Below are 14,681 nucleotides of genomic sequence, written 5' to 3' on the forward strand. Positions count from 1 at the left end.
CCCGGCGCGGCGCCGGCAGCGTCAAAATTGCCCCGCGCCGGTCATAATTGCGGCGCAATGATTACCCATAAAGAGATCAGAAAAACAAAACCAGCTGCCGCCCTGCAGAGGGGCGTTGCTGCCGGGCGAAGGACAGACAGACCATGAAAATGAACAAGCGTTTCATTGCCTCCATCATCCGCGCCGCCAAAGGCGCGGCCGTGGACCTGCCATGGGCCGCCGCACGCCAGCCTGACGGCCAGGCGCGCAAGCGGAAACGGGGTTAACGCCGGGGACGGGTGCCCCGGCGGCGGGCCGCACTGGCGCAGCCGCGCCAGCCAGTACCCGCCACCGGGGCACCCAGCCCGCCGGGCAGGACCCGGGACCGGCGCGGCTAGTGCCGAATCGCTCCGTCCCCGCCCCTGCCAGCCGTTAACCAGTCTGCTTAAGATTTTTTGACAATCCGAATTAAATCCCGCCACACTCAGGCATATATATCGTTCAAGCGCGTCTGTGTTGCCGGTGGGGGCCGATGCATACGGGCAGTTTGAAAGGAAAGGTCCGGTTATGACCATCCCGCACTCGCTGCACAGGGCTGCAGCCAATGCTGTCGAAACCACTGCGTTCCTGCAGGACCCCGCGGTTCTGCGTGCCGCCAACAAGCCGCAGCTGCGCCGCTACGAGGTCAGCAGCCTGCTGCCCAACGGCGGCATCTCGGAAACCCGCCACATCGCCCCGGCGCTGCCGCTGTTCGAGGACGCCTTCTGCGCGTTTTCCCGCGGCTCGCTGGTGGAAACCGCCAGCGGCCCGATCGCGGTCGAGGATCTGCTGCCCGGCGACGAAATCCTGACCAGCGGCGGCGGCAGCCAGCAGCTGGTGTGGATCGGCCGCACCAGCCTGCTGCCCGCCCGCCAGGGCAGCCGCGGCCGCAGCCACCGCCTCACCAGCTTCATGGCCGACAGCCTGGGCCTGCAAAAACCGGCTTCCAGCGTGGTGGCCGGCCCTGCCGCCCGGCTGCTGCGCACGCCGCCGCATCTGCAAAGCTGCGGCAAGGGTCCGCTGCTGACCCCCGCCGCCGCGTTCCAGGACGGGATGAGCATCTTTGAGACCGCGCCGCCGACGCCGGTGGACATGTACCACCTGTGCCTGCCGCGCCATGCGGTGATCAATGCCGGCGGGCTGGAGTTTGAAACCTACCACCCCGGCCCGGACGCGCTGAAGCTCGCAAGCTATGCGATCAAGACCCTGTTTTTGAACATGTTTCCCCACGCCGACAGCATCAGGGACTTTGGCCCTCTGGCCTATCCCCGCGCCGACAGCCAGGGCGGCAGCGCGGGCGGCCCGCTGCTGTGATTTCCCTGCCGGCGGCCTGTCCGCCGCCGGCCCGGGGGCTGAGGCTCAGTTCATGCCGCGCACATAGCGCACCAGTTGGCTGGCATTGAACTGCTCCTCGTCGATGATGCTTTTCATCAGGTCGCCGATCGAGACGATCCCGGCCAGCTCGCCATCCTTCAGCACCGGCAGATGGCGGACATGCTTTTCCACCATCACCGCCATGCAGGCTTCGGCGCTCTGCCCCGGCTCGACGCCGTAGAAATCGGTCGCCATCACATCGGCAAGCGGCGTCGTCGGAGAGGTTTTGCCAGCCAGAAACACCTTGCGGGTATAGTGCCGCTCGGTGAAGATCCCGGCCAGCTTGCCGCCGGACATCACCAGCACCGAGCCCACATCCTCCTCCGCCATCAGCTTCAAGGCGTCGACCACCATGGCCTCCGGCGGAAGCGTGTGCAGGGTGCCGCCCTTGGCATCGAGAATTTGCTGAACAGTTGCCATCGTTACACCTCCAGTCGGCGGAACAACGACCGGGTCAAACCGATCAACCGGCATGCCCCGCCTTACCAGCATCCGGGGTTTCCCCCTCGCGTCAATGACTTGGATCAAGTGGCCCCGGCACCACCCCGCAATAGGGCCGCCGCCGACGCGCGCCGGGCGGCTCTGGCTCAGGCCTCGCGGGCCAGCCGCTCTTCCAGCACCTCAAACGGCACGCCCGGCTCATCCTTGGCGCCGCGGATCACCAGCGAGGTCTTGACGCTGGCCACATTCGGCGTCGTCAGCAGATCGCCGGTCAGAAAGCTTTGAAAGGTGCTCAGGTCCGGCGACACGCATTTCAGGATGAAATCCACCTCGCCGTTCAGCATGTGGCACTCGCGCACCAGCGGCCAGCTGCGGCACTTCTCCTCAAAGGCGCTCAGCTCCACCTCGGCCTGGCTCTCCAGCCCCACCATGGCAAAGACCTGCACCTCGAACCCCAGCTCGCGGGCGTTCACATCCGCATGATAGCCGTGAATCAGCCCGGCCTCCTCCAGCGCCCGCACCCGGCGCAGACACGGCGGGGCGGAAATGCCGACCCGCTTGGCCAGCTCCACGTTGGTCATCCGCCCATCGGCCTGAAGCTCCGACAAAATCTTGCGATCAATCGGATCTAGACGGGTTGTGACCATGCTGGAAACTCCTGTGAACTTTGCGTTTCTTATAGCACCGCCGCCGGGCTGCGCAATAATCTTTCATCCACGCGCAATATTCTTTGCACTCCGAAGGTGCAAGCGGCAATCCGGGGCGGCAGCGGCAACAGTGCCTGCCGCTCCGGCACGGCTGGGGGTTTAAGCCAGCGGGCCCTGCCGCTATATGGATTTCCTGACGGCGGCAAGCCCGCCAGGCTGCATTACGTGGGGAACACACATGAGCGAGACGCGCCACACCAAGGTTCTGATCATCGGCTCCGGGCCTGCCGGCTATACCGCGGGGGTCTATGCCTCCCGCGCCATGCTGGAGCCGATCCTGGTCCAGGGCATCGAGCCCGGCGGCCAGCTGACCACCACCACCGAGGTGGAGAACTGGCCCGGCGACACCGAGGTGCAGGGCCCCGACCTGATGGTGCGGATGCAGGAGCACGCCAAGGCGATGGGCACCGAGATCATCGGCGACATCATCACCTCGCTCGACACCTCGTCGCGCCCCTTCACCGCCAAGGGCGACAGCGGCACCACCTACACGGCTGATGCCGTGATCCTGGCCACCGGCGCCCGCGCCAAATGGCTGGGCCTGCCGTCCGAGGAGAAATTCAAGGGCTTCGGTGTCTCGGCGTGCGCCACCTGCGACGGCTTCTTTTACCGCGGCCAGGAGATCGTGGTGATCGGCGGCGGCAACACCGCCGTGGAGGAAGCGCTGTTCCTCACCAACTTCGCCTCCAAGGTCACGCTGATCCACCGCCGCGACGAGCTGCGCGCCGAGAAGATCCTGCAGGACCGCCTGATGAAGAACGACAAGATCGAAACCCTGTGGTTCCACACCCTTGAAGAGGTCGTCGGCACCGACAACCCGCTGGGGGTCGAGGGCGTCGTGGTCAAGAACGTGCAAACGGGCGCGCTGAAGGAAATCCCCTGCAAGGGCGTCTTCATTGCCATCGGCCACGCACCCGCGAACGAGCTGGTCAAGGACGTGCTGGAGCTGCACAACGGCGGCTATGTCAAGGTGAAGCCCGGCAGCACCGAAACCTCGATCCCCGGCATCTATGCCGCGGGCGACCTGACCGACCACAAGTACCGCCAGGCGGTCACCTCCGCCGGCATGGGCTGCATGGCGGCGCTGGACGCCGAACGCTTCTTGGCTGAGCAGGAGTAACCGGGATGCCGCATGATTTCGCCGCGCAACGGGCCGGAACCGTTGCGGCATTCAACGACATGCAGGCCGAACACGGCCTGCCGGAGGCGGCGGACGTGGATTACTTCTTCGTCCCCGCCCGCGACGGCGCCGACTGGCGCAAGCTGGCCGATGAGCTGAGCCGCGAGGGCTACGGCTGTAGCTGGGTCAGCGGAAAAGACGCCGAAGGCGGCAGCCCCTATCTGGTCGCCACCCTGACGGATCAGATCATCTCCGCCACCGGCATCTGGATCGGCGAGGAAGTCGCCACCCGCGCCGCCCTCTCCCACGGCTTTGCCCCTGACGGCTGGGGCCTGGAGGGCTGAGCGCCCGCCGACCCCGGCATTGACCCCAGGCCCCCGCCCCCGCAGTCTGCCCTCAGCTGACCGCAGGACAGGAGGACCGGCGTGGCAAGCGCGCTCTGGCAGGGCAACTGGATCACCCGCACCCGGATCGTGACCGGGCTGGTGCTGTTCACCTACGCCTTCTTCCACTTCATCAACATCGGCCTCGGCCTGCTGTCGCCAGACTGGATGGAGGCGTTTCAGGACGCCCGCCAGCTGATCACCCGCAGCGCCCTGGGCGGTCTCATCCTCTATACCGCGCTGATCCTGCATGCCGGGCTGGCGCTGTGGAGCCTGGCCCGCCGCCGCACCCTGCGGATGCGCCCGGCGGCGGCGCTGCAAATGCTGCTCGGATTTCTGATCCCGCTGCAGCTGCTCAGCCATCTGGCCTTCACCCGCTACTCGCATGAAATCTACGGCGTCAACGACGAGATGGCCTATGTGATCGTGCTGATGTGGGCCTCGCCCGAGGCCTGGCAGCAAAGCGCGCTGCTGCTGGCGGTGTGGATCCACGGCTGCATCGGCCTGCACTACTGGCTGCGGCTGACCCGCTGGTGGCGGCGGCTGATCCCCTGGATGGCGGGGCTGGCGGTGCTGATCCCCGGCTTCGCGCTGGCCGGCTTCCTGACCGAAGGCCGCCGCATCCACGGTCTGTTCGTCGAGGGCAGCCAGCGTCCGGCGCTGATGGAGGCGTTCAACTGGCCCAGCCGCGAGGTCTTTGCCGAGCTGTTCCTGACCGACAGGCGCTGGTTCACGGCGTTCCTGCTGCTCTTGGGGCTGGCGGCGGCGGCGCATGTGCTGAACCGGCTGCTGCGGCGCCGCCGCGCGGTGCGCATCCGCTATGCCTTCGGCCCGGAAATCCGCGCCGAACGCGGCCTCACCCTGCTGCAGATGTCGCAGGCGGGCGGCGTCCAGCACACCTCCCTGTGCGGCGGCAAGGGCCGCTGCACCACCTGCCGGGTGGTGGTGGAGGAAGGCGGCGACACCCTGCCGCCGCCCGCCCCGCCCGAGGCGCGCAGCCTCGCCCGCGTCAAGGCGCCCGCCAACATGCGGCTGGCCTGCCAGATCCGCCCCGAGGCGCCGCTGACCGTCACCCGCATGTTCCGCCCCGACGGCCGCAAGACCCGCGCCCATGCCAGCCAGGGCAGCGAACAGCAGCTTGCGGTGCTGTTCCTCGACATGCGCGGGTTTACCGCCCGCACCGCCGGCCAGCTCCCCTATGACGTCGTGTTCCTGCTGAACCGATTCTTCGACGCCATCGTCCCCGCCATCACCGCGGCAGGCGGCACGGTGGACAAATACCTGGGCGACGGCCTGCTGGCGCTGTTCGAGGCCGCCACCCCCGCCCGCTCCGCCGAGGCGGCGCTGGACGCCGCCGCCGCCATCGGCACCGCGCTGCAGGATTTCAACGCCCGGCTGGCGGCGGACGGCGAGCCGCAGATCCGCATCGGCATCGGCATTCACCTGGGCCAGCTGGTGCTGGGCGAGATCGGCAGCGCCGGCCACGCCCCGCGCACCATCATCGGAGGCAGCGTCAACACCGCCAGCCGGCTGGAGGCCAAGACCAAGGATCTGGGAATCGAACTGCTGGTGTCCGCCCGGGTGCTGGAGGCCGCGGGCTACCCCCTGCACCGTTTCGCGCTGCAGGAGTTCCAGCTCAGGGGCGTCTCCCGGCCGCTGGCGGCGCTGGCGGTGGAACAGGCCGCCGCGCTGCCGCGGCTGCTGGCCAAAGAACAGGGTTAAGCCCCGCCCGCGGCCTCGCGAACGCCCGTTTCCGGCCCGGCGCCGGACCCGGACGATCCCGCCGTAAAACACGCCCAAGGGGAACTTTCTGCCGCACACCCGGATGCGTTGCAGCACGGCAACGCGGCAGAAAATTGCCAATCCGAGGCAATTCCCCCTTTGATTCCCGGCCGAACCATGCAATGCGTTCACGCGTGAACACACTTTGACCCCCGCCCTGGACCCGCTGCGCCGTGCCTGAGACCCTGACCACATCCACCCCGGACGAGCAAGACCTGCTCTTCCGCCTCCTGCGCCAGCTCGATGCGGCGCCGGACGCCTCGCAGCGGACCACCGCCGCGGCGCTGGGGATCTCGCTGGGACGGCTCAACACCTTGCTGCGGTCTGCGGCAGAGGGCGGCCTGGTCACCGTCAGCGCCCGCCCCGGTCCCGACAAGCGGCAGCGGTTTGCCTATTCGCTGACCACCCGCGGCGCGGCAGAGAAAGTGCGGCTCACCGATCAATTCCTCGCCCGCAAGCTCGCAGAATACAACGCGCTGCATGCGGAACTCACCGGCTCCGCTAGCGGCCTCCCCCCTCTCAAACACAGGACCAACCCGATGCAAAGCAACCTGGCTCCCATTCCTGAGCTCTATGTCTCCTATGAAAGCGCCCCGAAACTGAAGGTCGAAGCGGCCGATCTGGTCAGCTGGGACCTGACCCCGCGCCAGATCTGCGACCTGGAGCTCTTGATGAACGGCGGCTTCAACCCGCTGAAGGGTTTCCTGTCCCAGGCTGACTATGATGGCGTTGTCGAAAACATGCGCCTGGCCGACGGCACCCTGTGGCCGATGCCGATCACCCTGGACGTCTCCGAAGACTTCGCCGCCAAGCTCGAAGCGGGCCAGGACATTGCCCTGCGCGACCAGGAAGGCGTGATCCTCGCCACCATGACCGTCACCGACAACTGGGTGCCGAACAAGGCGCGCGAGGCGGAGAAGGTGTTCGGCGCCGATGACGACGCCCACCCGGCGGTGAACTACCTGCACAACACCGCGGGCAAGGTCTACCTGGGCGGCCCCGTGACCGGCATCCAGCAGCCCGTCCACTATGACTTCCGCGGCCGCCGCGACACCCCGAACGAGCTGCGCGCCTACTTCCGCAAGCTGGGCTGGAACAAGGTTGTCGCCTTCCAGACCCGCAACCCGCTGCACCGCGCTCACCAGGAGCTGACCTTCCGCGCCGCGCGCGAAGCCCAGGCCAACCTGCTGATCCACCCGGTTGTCGGCCTGACCAAGCCGGGCGACGTCGACCACTTCACCCGCGTCCGCTGCTACGAGGCGGTGCTGGACAAGTATCCGGCGGCCACCACCACCATGTCGCTGCTGAACCTGGCAATGCGCATGGCCGGCCCGCGCGAGGCGGTCTGGCACGGCCTGATCCGCAAGAACCACGGCTGCACCCACTTCATCGTCGGCCGCGACCACGCAGGCCCCGGCAAGAACTCCGCCGGCGAGGACTTCTATGGCCCCTACGACGCGCAGGAGCTGTTCCGCGCCTATGAAGAGGAAATCGGCCTCAAGATGGTGGACTTCAAGCACATGGTCTATGTGCAGGAGCGCGCCCAGTACGAGCCGAACGACGAGATCGAAGACCGCGACAACGTCACGATCCTGAACATCTCCGGCACCGAACTGCGCCGCCGCCTGGCCGAAGGCCTGGAAATCCCGGAATGGTTCTCCTTCCCGGAAGTGGTGTCCGAGCTGCGCAAAACCAGGCCGCCGCGCTCCAAGCAGGGTTTCACCGTGTTCTTCACCGGCTTCTCCGGCTCCGGCAAATCCACCATTGCAAACGCTCTGATGGTCAAGCTGATGGAAATGGGCGGCCGCCCCGTCACCCTGCTGGACGGCGACATCGTGCGGAAAAACCTGTCGAGCGAGCTGGGCTTCTCGAAAGAGCACCGCGACCTCAACATCCGCCGCATCGGCTATGTGGCCTCTGAGATCACCAAGAACGGCGGCATCGCCATCTGCGCCCCGATCGCGCCCTACGCCACCACCCGCCGCGCCGTGCGCGAGGACGTGGAACAGTTCGGCGCCTTTGTCGAAGTGCACGTCGCCACCTCGATCGAGGAATGCGAGCGCCGCGACCGCAAGGGCCTCTACAAGCTGGCCCGCGAAGGCAAGATCAAGGAGTTCACCGGCATCTCCGACCCCTACGACGTGCCGCAGAACGCCGAACTGGTGGTCGAGACCGAGAATGTCGACGTCGACAACTGCGCCCACCAGGTGCTGCTCAAGCTGGAAAGCATGGGCCTGATCAAGGCCTGAGCCTGACAGCACAGCGAGACATCGGAACGGCCCGCCACTCGGCGGGCCGTTTTCTGTTCGCCACCCAAAGCCTCTGAACCCGCGCAGCGCCCCCTTCTTCGCCGTGGTCAAAAAGGCAACGGTCCGCCCCTGATGCGCATGGCCCCTCCGCGGATCGCTTCCCGGATCGGCGGAAAACCGCTAATCATGCCGCAAATATACAGGATTGCAGGCGGATTTCAGGTGCGTGTCGTTTCTCTTTGGATCGGTGAAGAGCTTCCGCTGCTGACGCAGCTGGCGGTCATGTCCTGGCAGCGCCACACCTGCGGCGTGGATCTCTATGTCAGCGACCCCGCCTGCCCGCCCCGCGGCGTGCCGCCCGGTGTCAGCCTGAAACCGGCCGGAGAGATCCTGCCGCTGGACACGCTGGAGCGCCTGAAGCCCCTGATCCGCACCCGCTACAGCCCGCGGCAGGAGCGGCTCAGCTATTCCGACATCTTCCGCATCGCGATTCAGAAACACGGCCTTGGGGTCTGGCTGGATACCGACGTCATCCTGTTCCAGGACTTCCAGCCGGACCCGGCCCGGGCCTGGTTTGCCTTCGACGGCGCGGCGACGGTCGGCTGCTCGGCGCTGTATTTCCCGCCCGATGACCCCTTTGTCTGCGACTTCCTCAAGGTGCTTGACCATCCCGAGCTGTGGCCGGACTGGCTTGGCTTCAAACGGCGGGTGGTCAAACCCGCGCTGCTGCGCGCGCTTGGCCGGAAATTCCGGGCCACCGATCTCGGCATGACCGTCTATGGCAACGAGGCGATGGTGCGCATCCTCAAGCGGCAGAACCGCTTCGGGGAGGCCAAGCCGATGAAATCAATGTATTATCTGCCGGGCGCCAGCTGTGATTTCTATGACCCGGCGCGCACCCGGGCGCTGCTGGGCCAGCCCGATATCATCGGCCTGCATGTGCATCAGAAAGGCCCCTCCACCCAGCCGCCCCGCCGCGGCAGCGCGTTTGATGTGACCCTGCGCGCCTACGGTCTGGCAGCCGCGGAACCCGCCTGAGGCCGCCGCCCGCGGTCACAGCGCCGCGGGCAGGTCCACCGTGCCGCGCATCAGCACGAACCCCTCGCCCGCAACCCTGACACCCTCGATCGCCTCCGCAGGGCCAACCCGCGCCACCCGCGCCTGGCCGGGCCGGCCCAGCCCGTGGCCCTGTTCTGCCACGAACTCCGCCTTCTGCATCAGGCCGTGATGCCACAGATAAGACGCCATCGCCCCGGTGGCCGACCCGGTGAAGGGATCCTCCGGCGGGCTGGGCGGCGCCATCAGCAGCCGTGAGAAGGTGTCGCCCGCATCCGTCGCCCCTTCCAGCGTCACCAGGAACGGCTCCATCATGTCGATGCCATCGGCGCCCAGCGATTTGCCCAAGGCGGCCAGCGCCTCCAGGTTCAGCTGCGCCGCCTCCAGCGCCGCCCGGTCGCGCAGCACGGTGACGCAGAACGGCAGCCCGGTGGAGACTTTCTGCGGCCGCCCGACGATGGCCTCCACCGGCAGGCTGACCGCCGCCGCCACCAGCGCCGGATCGGCAAAGGGGCCGAACTCCGGCGCGACTTGCGTCATTTCGATCAGATCGCCGTCCAGCCGTACCGGCACGATCCCCGCCCCGGTTTCCAGCGTGATGCTATCGCCCTCAATCAGCCCGCGGTCCCGCATCGCTGCCACCGTGGCGATGGTCGGATGGCCGGCAAAGGGGATCTCGCGGCTGGCCAGGAAATAGCGCACCTTGATATCCGCCACCTCCGACGGGCCGGTAAAGGTGCATTCCACCAGCGAGGTCTCCCGCACGTAAGCCGTGCAGACCGCCTCCGGCAGAGACGCGCCGCCATGCACCACCGCGCAGCCGTTGCCGCCGAATGCCTGGCCTGAAAACGCATCCACCCAGTCAAAATCATAGCGCGCCATCTGCACCTCCCCGTATTAAGGCAACAAAAAAGGCGGGCCGCCGCCCGCCTTTCGCATCATCAAAGCCCGCCGCGGGATGTCAATCCGCCGGCCCTGCACGTCTGCGTGCGCTGGCCCTAGTGGACCGGCACCGGCGTCATGTCGTTCTGGCGCGCCAGCACAAAGGCCAGGCTGCGGTCGGCCACCAGCGCGAGCTGGCCGCCCTCGGCGTCGTGCACCGCATAAAGCTGTTCACGCCCGCCTGCGCTGGCCTGCACCTCTTTGGGAAGATCTGCCACCGCAACCGCCTTCACATAGACGGTCCGGCTGCCGGCATCCTTGAAGTCAAACGGTGTATGCATTGCTCTTACCCCTTCTTGATGTTGATCGTCTGAACCACGGTTTCGGGCCGCGACCGGGTCAGGTCCACATGCAGCAGCCCGTTTTCCATCACCGCCTCGCCGACTTCGACGCCATCGGCCAGCACGAACATGCGCTGGAACTGGCGCGCCGCGATGCCGCGGTGCAGAAACACCCGCCCTTCGCTGTCGTCGCGCTGGCGGCCGCGGATCACCAACTGTCGGTCCTCGACGGTGATCGCCAGGTCCTCCTCGGCGAACCCGGCCACGGCCAGGGTGATGCGGTAGGAAAAGTCAGAGGTCTGTTCGATATTATATGGAGGATAGCCTTCGTTGCCCGATTTGGCCGAGCGTTCCAGGAGGCGTTCCAGCTGCTCGAACCCCAGCATATGAGGGTAGGAGCCCAAGGTAAGTTTCGACACGTTGTTCGTCCTTTTTGCCAAAGCGACGGATGCTTGCGGCCCCGGTCACGGCAGCCGCTTCCAGAAGAATATGGGAAGTTCCTGCTGGATTCACAAGAGCATGTGCTCATAGCTCTAGCGGAAAAGCAGTTAAGGAAGTATCTTCGGCCTCACTTCATTCATCAGCTTTACTGAGTCGCCCATGAACGCACCCACAGATGTGTCGATGAAGACGGATGAGGTCCTCAGGGTTGAGCTGGAGGTTTTCCGCAGGCAGCACCGCGATCTGGACGAAGCGATTTCCGCGCTGGAAGAGCGCGGCACCGCCGACCAGCTGACCGTCCGCCGCCTGAAGAAGCAAAAGCTTATCCTCAAGGACAAAATCGCCCTGATCGAAGACCGGCTCACCCCGGACATTATCGCCTGACGCCGCGCCGGCAGGACCGGCAGCGCGCCAGCGCCTGTTTCCCGGCGCCAAAGCCGCCCGGGCCCCGGCTGCAGAACGCAGCGTTTTTCCCAGCACACAAAGCCCTCCCGCCCCCGGCCGGTGCAGCGCAGCTGCCCAGCCCGGCGTTGGGCGCGGCAGCGCGCCTGCCGGCGCGCTGCGCTCGCGCAGGGCCGCCGCCCGCCCGCCCCCTCGCCCGGCCTGCCGCTCTGTCCTGATTGCCGGCTGCGGCGGATGGTCAAACCGGCCGGAACCGGTTAGGAGCAGCGCGATTGCTGCCGGCAGCCGCGGACCGCGGCCTCCGGACGCAAGCCTCTGAACAACAACACGAGTTAATCCATGACCGCTGCGAGGGAACAGATCCCGGCGTCCGATCTGCAGGACGCCGATTACAACTTCACACCAAGGCAGGCGCTGGCCGGGGCGCAGATGCTGTTTGTCGCCTTCGGCGCGCTGGTGCTGGTGCCGCTGCTCACGGGGCTGGACCCCAGCGTGGCGCTGTTCACCGCGGGGCTTGGCACCCTGATCTTCCAGGTCGTCACCCGCGGCCAGGTGCCGGTGTTCCTGGCGTCCTCCTTCGCCTTCATCGCGCCGGTCATCTACGGCGTGCAGACCTGGGGCATGGCCGCCACCACCGGCGGGCTGGCGGCAGCGGGCCTCCTGTACGTGGCGCTCAGCTTTGCCATCCGCGCCTTCGGCACCGGTTTTCTGCACCGGCTGCTGCCGCCCGTCGTGGTCGGCCCCGTCATCATGGTGATCGGCCTGTCGCTGGCGCCGGTGGCGGTCAACATGGCGACCGGCCTGGCAGGCGACACCCAGGTGATGCCGCGCAGCACCGCGCTGTTGCTGGCCGCCATCTCGCTCGGCACCACCATGCTGACCGCCATCCTCGCCCGCGGCATCATGCGCATCGTGCCGATCCTGGCCGGCGTCGCCGCCGGCTGCAGCGCCGCGCTGATCCTGGGCGCCGTCACCGGCGACCCGCTGATCAGCACCGCTGCCATCGCGGACGCCCCCTGGTTCAAGGTCCCGGCCTTCGTCGCGCCCGAGTTCAACCTGGCCGCCATCCTGTTCATCCTGCCGGTCGCCATCGCCCCCGCGATCGAGCACTTCGGCGACATCCTGGCGATCTCCAGCGTGACCAAGCGCGACTACATGGAGAAGCCCGGCATCCAGAACACCATGCTGGGCGACGGCCTTGCCACCGCCGCCGCGGGCCTTCTGGGCGGGCCGCCCAACACCACCTACTCCGAGGTGACCGGCGCCGTGACCCTGACCCGCGCCTTCAACCCGGCGATCATGACCTGGGCGGCAATCTTCGCGATTGCGCTGTCGTTCGTGGGCAAGCTGTCCGGCGCGCTGGCGGCGATTCCGATGCCGGTGATGGGCGGCATCATGATCCTGCTCTTTGGCATGGTCACCGTGGTCGGCCTGTCGGTGCTCGCCAAACTGGGCGAGGCGCTGTCGGAGGCGCGCAACATGGTGATCATCTCCACCGTGCTGATCATCGGCCTGGGCGGCCTGACGCTGGAATTCGGCGACGGCTTCACCCTGGCAGGCATCGGCCTGTCGGGTGTTGCGGGCCTCGTGCTGAACCTGATCCTGCCGAAACAGCGGGACTGATCCCAAACCGGGACGGAGCCGCAGCAAAGGCGGCTCCGCGCCCAACGGCAAGGCGGTGCCGACCCGCTGCACGCCTATGCGGGCAGCAGCCGCCACCAGCGCCCGCCCTGCCGCAGCCCCCTGCGGCATAGCGCCAAAGCCCCCTGAATCCGGGCAAATCCCCCAGCTTTCCCATCCAACCCGCATTGCGCAAAACCCAAGTTTCCCTATAGTGCGCGCTCCACAAGCCGCGACAGGAGCCACCAGCCATGGGCGACATCAAAGTGGGCATCATCATGGGCAGCCAGTCCGACTGGCCGACCCTGAAGGAAGCCGCCAATATCCTCGATGAACTGGGCGTTGCCTATGAGGCCAAGATCGTCTCCGCCCACCGCACCCCGGACCGGCTGTGGAGCTACGGCAAATCCGCGGCGGAGCGCGGGTTGCAGGTGATCATCGCAGGTGCCGGCGGCGCCGCCCACCTGCCCGGCATGGTCGCCTCCAAGACCCGCGTGCCCGTTGTGGGCGTGCCGGTTCAGACCCGCGCCCTCTCGGGCGTCGACTCGCTCTATTCCATCGTGCAGATGCCCAAGGGCTTCCCGGTCGCGACCATGGCCATCGGGTCTGCCGGTGCCGCCAACGCGGGCCTGATGGCCGCGGGCATCCTGGCGCTGCAGGACGAAGCCCTCGCCCAGCGGCTGGACGACTGGCGCGCGGCGCTTTCCGCCTCCATCCCGGAGGAGCCCTCCGATGACTGAGGCGCTTGCCCCCGGTTCCACCATCGGCATCCTCGGCGGCGGCCAGCTCGGCCGGATGCTCTCGGTCGCGGCCTCCCGCCTCGGCTTCAAGACCCATATCTTTGAGCCCGGTGCCAACCCGCCCGCAGGCCATGTGGCCGACCGCGTTACCACCGCAGGCTACGAGGACGCAGAGGCGCTGGCCGCCTTCGCGGCTTCCGTCGACGTGATCACCTATGAGTTCGAGAATATTCCGACCTCCGCGCTGGACCTTCTGGAATCGCAAAAACCGATCCGCCCGGGCCGCGAGGCGCTGCGGATCAGCCAGGACCGGCTGACCGAAAAGACCTTCCTGCAGGCCCTGGGCCTGCAAACCGCGCCCTTTGCAGACATCACCGATCAGGCCAGCCTGGAGGCTGCCCTGGCGGAGATCGGCACGCCCTCGATCCTGAAGACCCGCCGCTTCGGCTATGACGGCAAGGGCCAGGCCCGCATCAAATCGCCGGAAGACGCGGGCGAAGCGCTCGCGTCCATGGCCGGCGCTCCGGCGGTCCTCGAAGGGTTCGTGAACTTCACCCACGAGGTCTCGGTGATCGCGGCCCGCGGCGTGAGCGGCGAGATCGCCTGTTTCGATCCCGGCGAAAACGTCCACCGCGACGGCATCCTGCACACCACCACCGTGCCCGCAACGCTCAGCACTTCCCAGCGCATGGACGCGGTGCTGATGGCAGGCAAGATCCTGAACGCGCTGGAATATGCCGGCGTCCTCGGCGTCGAGCTCTTCGTCACGCCCCAGGGCCTGATCGTCAACGAGATCGCCCCCCGCGTCCACAACTCCGGCCACTGGACCCAGAACGGCTGCACCGTCGACCAGTTCGAACAGCACATCCGCGCGGTTGCGGGATGGCCGCTCGGCGACGGCCAGCGCCATTCCGACGTGGTGATGGAAAACCTGATCGGCGCTGACGTGGACCGCATCCCCGAACTGGCAAAAGAGGCCGATTGCGCCATCCACCTCTACGGCAAGGCGGAGGCCAAGCCGGGCCGCAAGATGGGCCATGTGAACCGGGTGGTTAGGGCGCAGAGCTGAAGCTGGGGGCACTGCCCCCGGCCCCATTCCCGACTTGGGGCGCTGCCCCAAACCCA

At 67.1% G+C, this 14,681-nt stretch carries 16 protein-coding genes; 11 read left to right on the plus strand and 5 right to left on the minus strand.

Going from position 1 to position 14,681, the window contains the following annotated elements:
• Positions 1-143: 143 nt before the first annotated feature.
• On the plus strand, positions 144-266 hold the full coding sequence (locus tag DAEP_RS24490; RefSeq protein WP_008557717.1) for a hypothetical protein: 123 nt from the start codon (positions 144-146) through the stop codon (positions 264-266).
• Positions 267-546: 280 nt separating this feature from the next.
• On the plus strand, positions 547-1,332 hold the full coding sequence (locus DAEP_RS0109065; RefSeq protein WP_036760551.1) for a Hint domain-containing protein: 786 nt from the start codon (positions 547-549) through the stop codon (positions 1,330-1,332).
• A 45-nt stretch (positions 1,333-1,377) separates the two neighbouring features.
• Here DAEP_RS0109065 and DAEP_RS0109070 read toward each other — a convergent pair whose 3' ends face one another.
• Together DAEP_RS0109070 and DAEP_RS0109075 are read right to left on the minus strand one after the other, a co-directional pair.
• On the minus strand, positions 1,378-1,812 hold the full coding sequence (locus DAEP_RS0109070) for a CBS domain-containing protein (protein ID WP_008557657.1): 435 nt from the start codon (positions 1,810-1,812) through the stop codon (positions 1,378-1,380).
• A 167-nt stretch (positions 1,813-1,979) separates the two neighbouring features.
• Positions 1,980-2,480 carry an Lrp/AsnC family transcriptional regulator gene (locus DAEP_RS0109075; protein WP_008555704.1) on the minus strand — a complete coding sequence of 167 codons (501 nt, stop codon included), beginning with the start codon at positions 2,478-2,480 and terminating at the stop codon, positions 1,980-1,982.
• Positions 2,481-2,718: 238 nt separating this feature from the next.
• Here DAEP_RS0109075 and trxB point away from each other — a divergent pair, with 238 nt between their 5' ends.
• From trxB to DAEP_RS22550, 5 genes are all read left to right on the plus strand, one after another.
• Positions 2,719-3,660 (plus strand): thioredoxin-disulfide reductase, encoded by a 942-nt coding sequence (trxB, locus tag DAEP_RS0109080; RefSeq protein WP_008553312.1) that lies wholly within the window; start codon positions 2,719-2,721, stop codon positions 3,658-3,660.
• A 5-nt stretch (positions 3,661-3,665) separates the two neighbouring features.
• Positions 3,666-4,004: a ribonuclease E inhibitor RraB gene (locus DAEP_RS0109085; protein WP_008557282.1), complete on the plus strand. Its 339-nt coding sequence runs from the start codon at positions 3,666-3,668 to the stop codon at positions 4,002-4,004.
• A gap of 81 nt (positions 4,005-4,085) precedes the next feature.
• The gene (locus DAEP_RS0109090) at positions 4,086-5,765 is read left to right on the plus strand and encodes an adenylate/guanylate cyclase domain-containing protein (RefSeq protein WP_027244434.1); all 1,680 of its coding nucleotides are present in this window, start codon (positions 4,086-4,088) and stop codon (positions 5,763-5,765) included.
• Positions 5,766-5,998: 233 nt separating this feature from the next.
• Positions 5,999-8,074, plus strand: a complete 2,076-nt coding sequence (locus tag DAEP_RS0109095) for a bifunctional sulfate adenylyltransferase/adenylylsulfate kinase (RefSeq protein WP_027244435.1) — start codon at positions 5,999-6,001, stop codon at positions 8,072-8,074.
• A gap of 222 nt (positions 8,075-8,296) precedes the next feature.
• On the plus strand, positions 8,297-9,112 hold the full coding sequence (locus tag DAEP_RS22550) for a glycosyltransferase family 32 protein (RefSeq protein WP_154665045.1): 816 nt from the start codon (positions 8,297-8,299) through the stop codon (positions 9,110-9,112).
• Positions 9,113-9,127: 15 nt separating this feature from the next.
• On the opposite strand, the gene DAEP_RS0109105 is transcribed toward DAEP_RS22550, so the two are convergent.
• The 3 genes from DAEP_RS0109105 to DAEP_RS0109115 form a co-directional block, all read right to left on the minus strand.
• A complete protein-coding gene (locus tag DAEP_RS0109105; RefSeq protein ID WP_027244436.1) occupies positions 9,128-10,012 on the minus strand; it encodes a PhzF family phenazine biosynthesis protein in 885 nt (294 codons plus the stop codon).
• Between the two features lie 116 nt (positions 10,013-10,128).
• Complete coding sequence (locus tag DAEP_RS0109110; RefSeq protein ID WP_008556561.1) at positions 10,129-10,353, minus strand: DUF1150 family protein; 225 nt, start codon at positions 10,351-10,353, stop codon at positions 10,129-10,131.
• 5 nt (positions 10,354-10,358) lie between these two features.
• Positions 10,359-10,772: an Hsp20 family protein gene (locus DAEP_RS0109115; RefSeq protein ID WP_027244437.1), complete on the minus strand. Its 414-nt coding sequence runs from the start codon at positions 10,770-10,772 to the stop codon at positions 10,359-10,361.
• A gap of 181 nt (positions 10,773-10,953) precedes the next feature.
• Between DAEP_RS0109115 and DAEP_RS0109120 the strand changes: the two genes are divergently transcribed.
• From DAEP_RS0109120 to DAEP_RS0109135, 4 genes are all read left to right on the plus strand, one after another.
• Positions 10,954-11,178 (plus strand): YdcH family protein, encoded by a 225-nt coding sequence (locus tag DAEP_RS0109120; protein ID WP_008557890.1) that lies wholly within the window; start codon positions 10,954-10,956, stop codon positions 11,176-11,178.
• A gap of 357 nt (positions 11,179-11,535) precedes the next feature.
• Positions 11,536-12,819 carry a uracil-xanthine permease family protein gene (locus tag DAEP_RS0109125; protein ID WP_036760555.1) on the plus strand — a complete coding sequence of 428 codons (1,284 nt, stop codon included), beginning with the start codon at positions 11,536-11,538 and terminating at the stop codon, positions 12,817-12,819.
• A 248-nt stretch (positions 12,820-13,067) separates the two neighbouring features.
• The gene (gene purE, locus DAEP_RS0109130) at positions 13,068-13,556 is read left to right on the plus strand and encodes a 5-(carboxyamino)imidazole ribonucleotide mutase (protein WP_008556691.1); all 489 of its coding nucleotides are present in this window, start codon (positions 13,068-13,070) and stop codon (positions 13,554-13,556) included.
• Positions 13,549-14,625: a 5-(carboxyamino)imidazole ribonucleotide synthase gene (locus DAEP_RS0109135; RefSeq protein WP_027244439.1), complete on the plus strand. Its 1,077-nt coding sequence runs from the start codon at positions 13,549-13,551 to the stop codon at positions 14,623-14,625. The genes purE and DAEP_RS0109135 overlap by 8 nt, the downstream gene beginning before the upstream one ends.
• Positions 14,626-14,681 lie beyond the last annotated feature (56 nt).

This window comes from Leisingera daeponensis DSM 23529 (assembly GCF_000473145.1).
Lineage (GTDB): Bacteria > Pseudomonadota > Alphaproteobacteria > Rhodobacterales > Rhodobacteraceae > Leisingera > Leisingera daeponensis.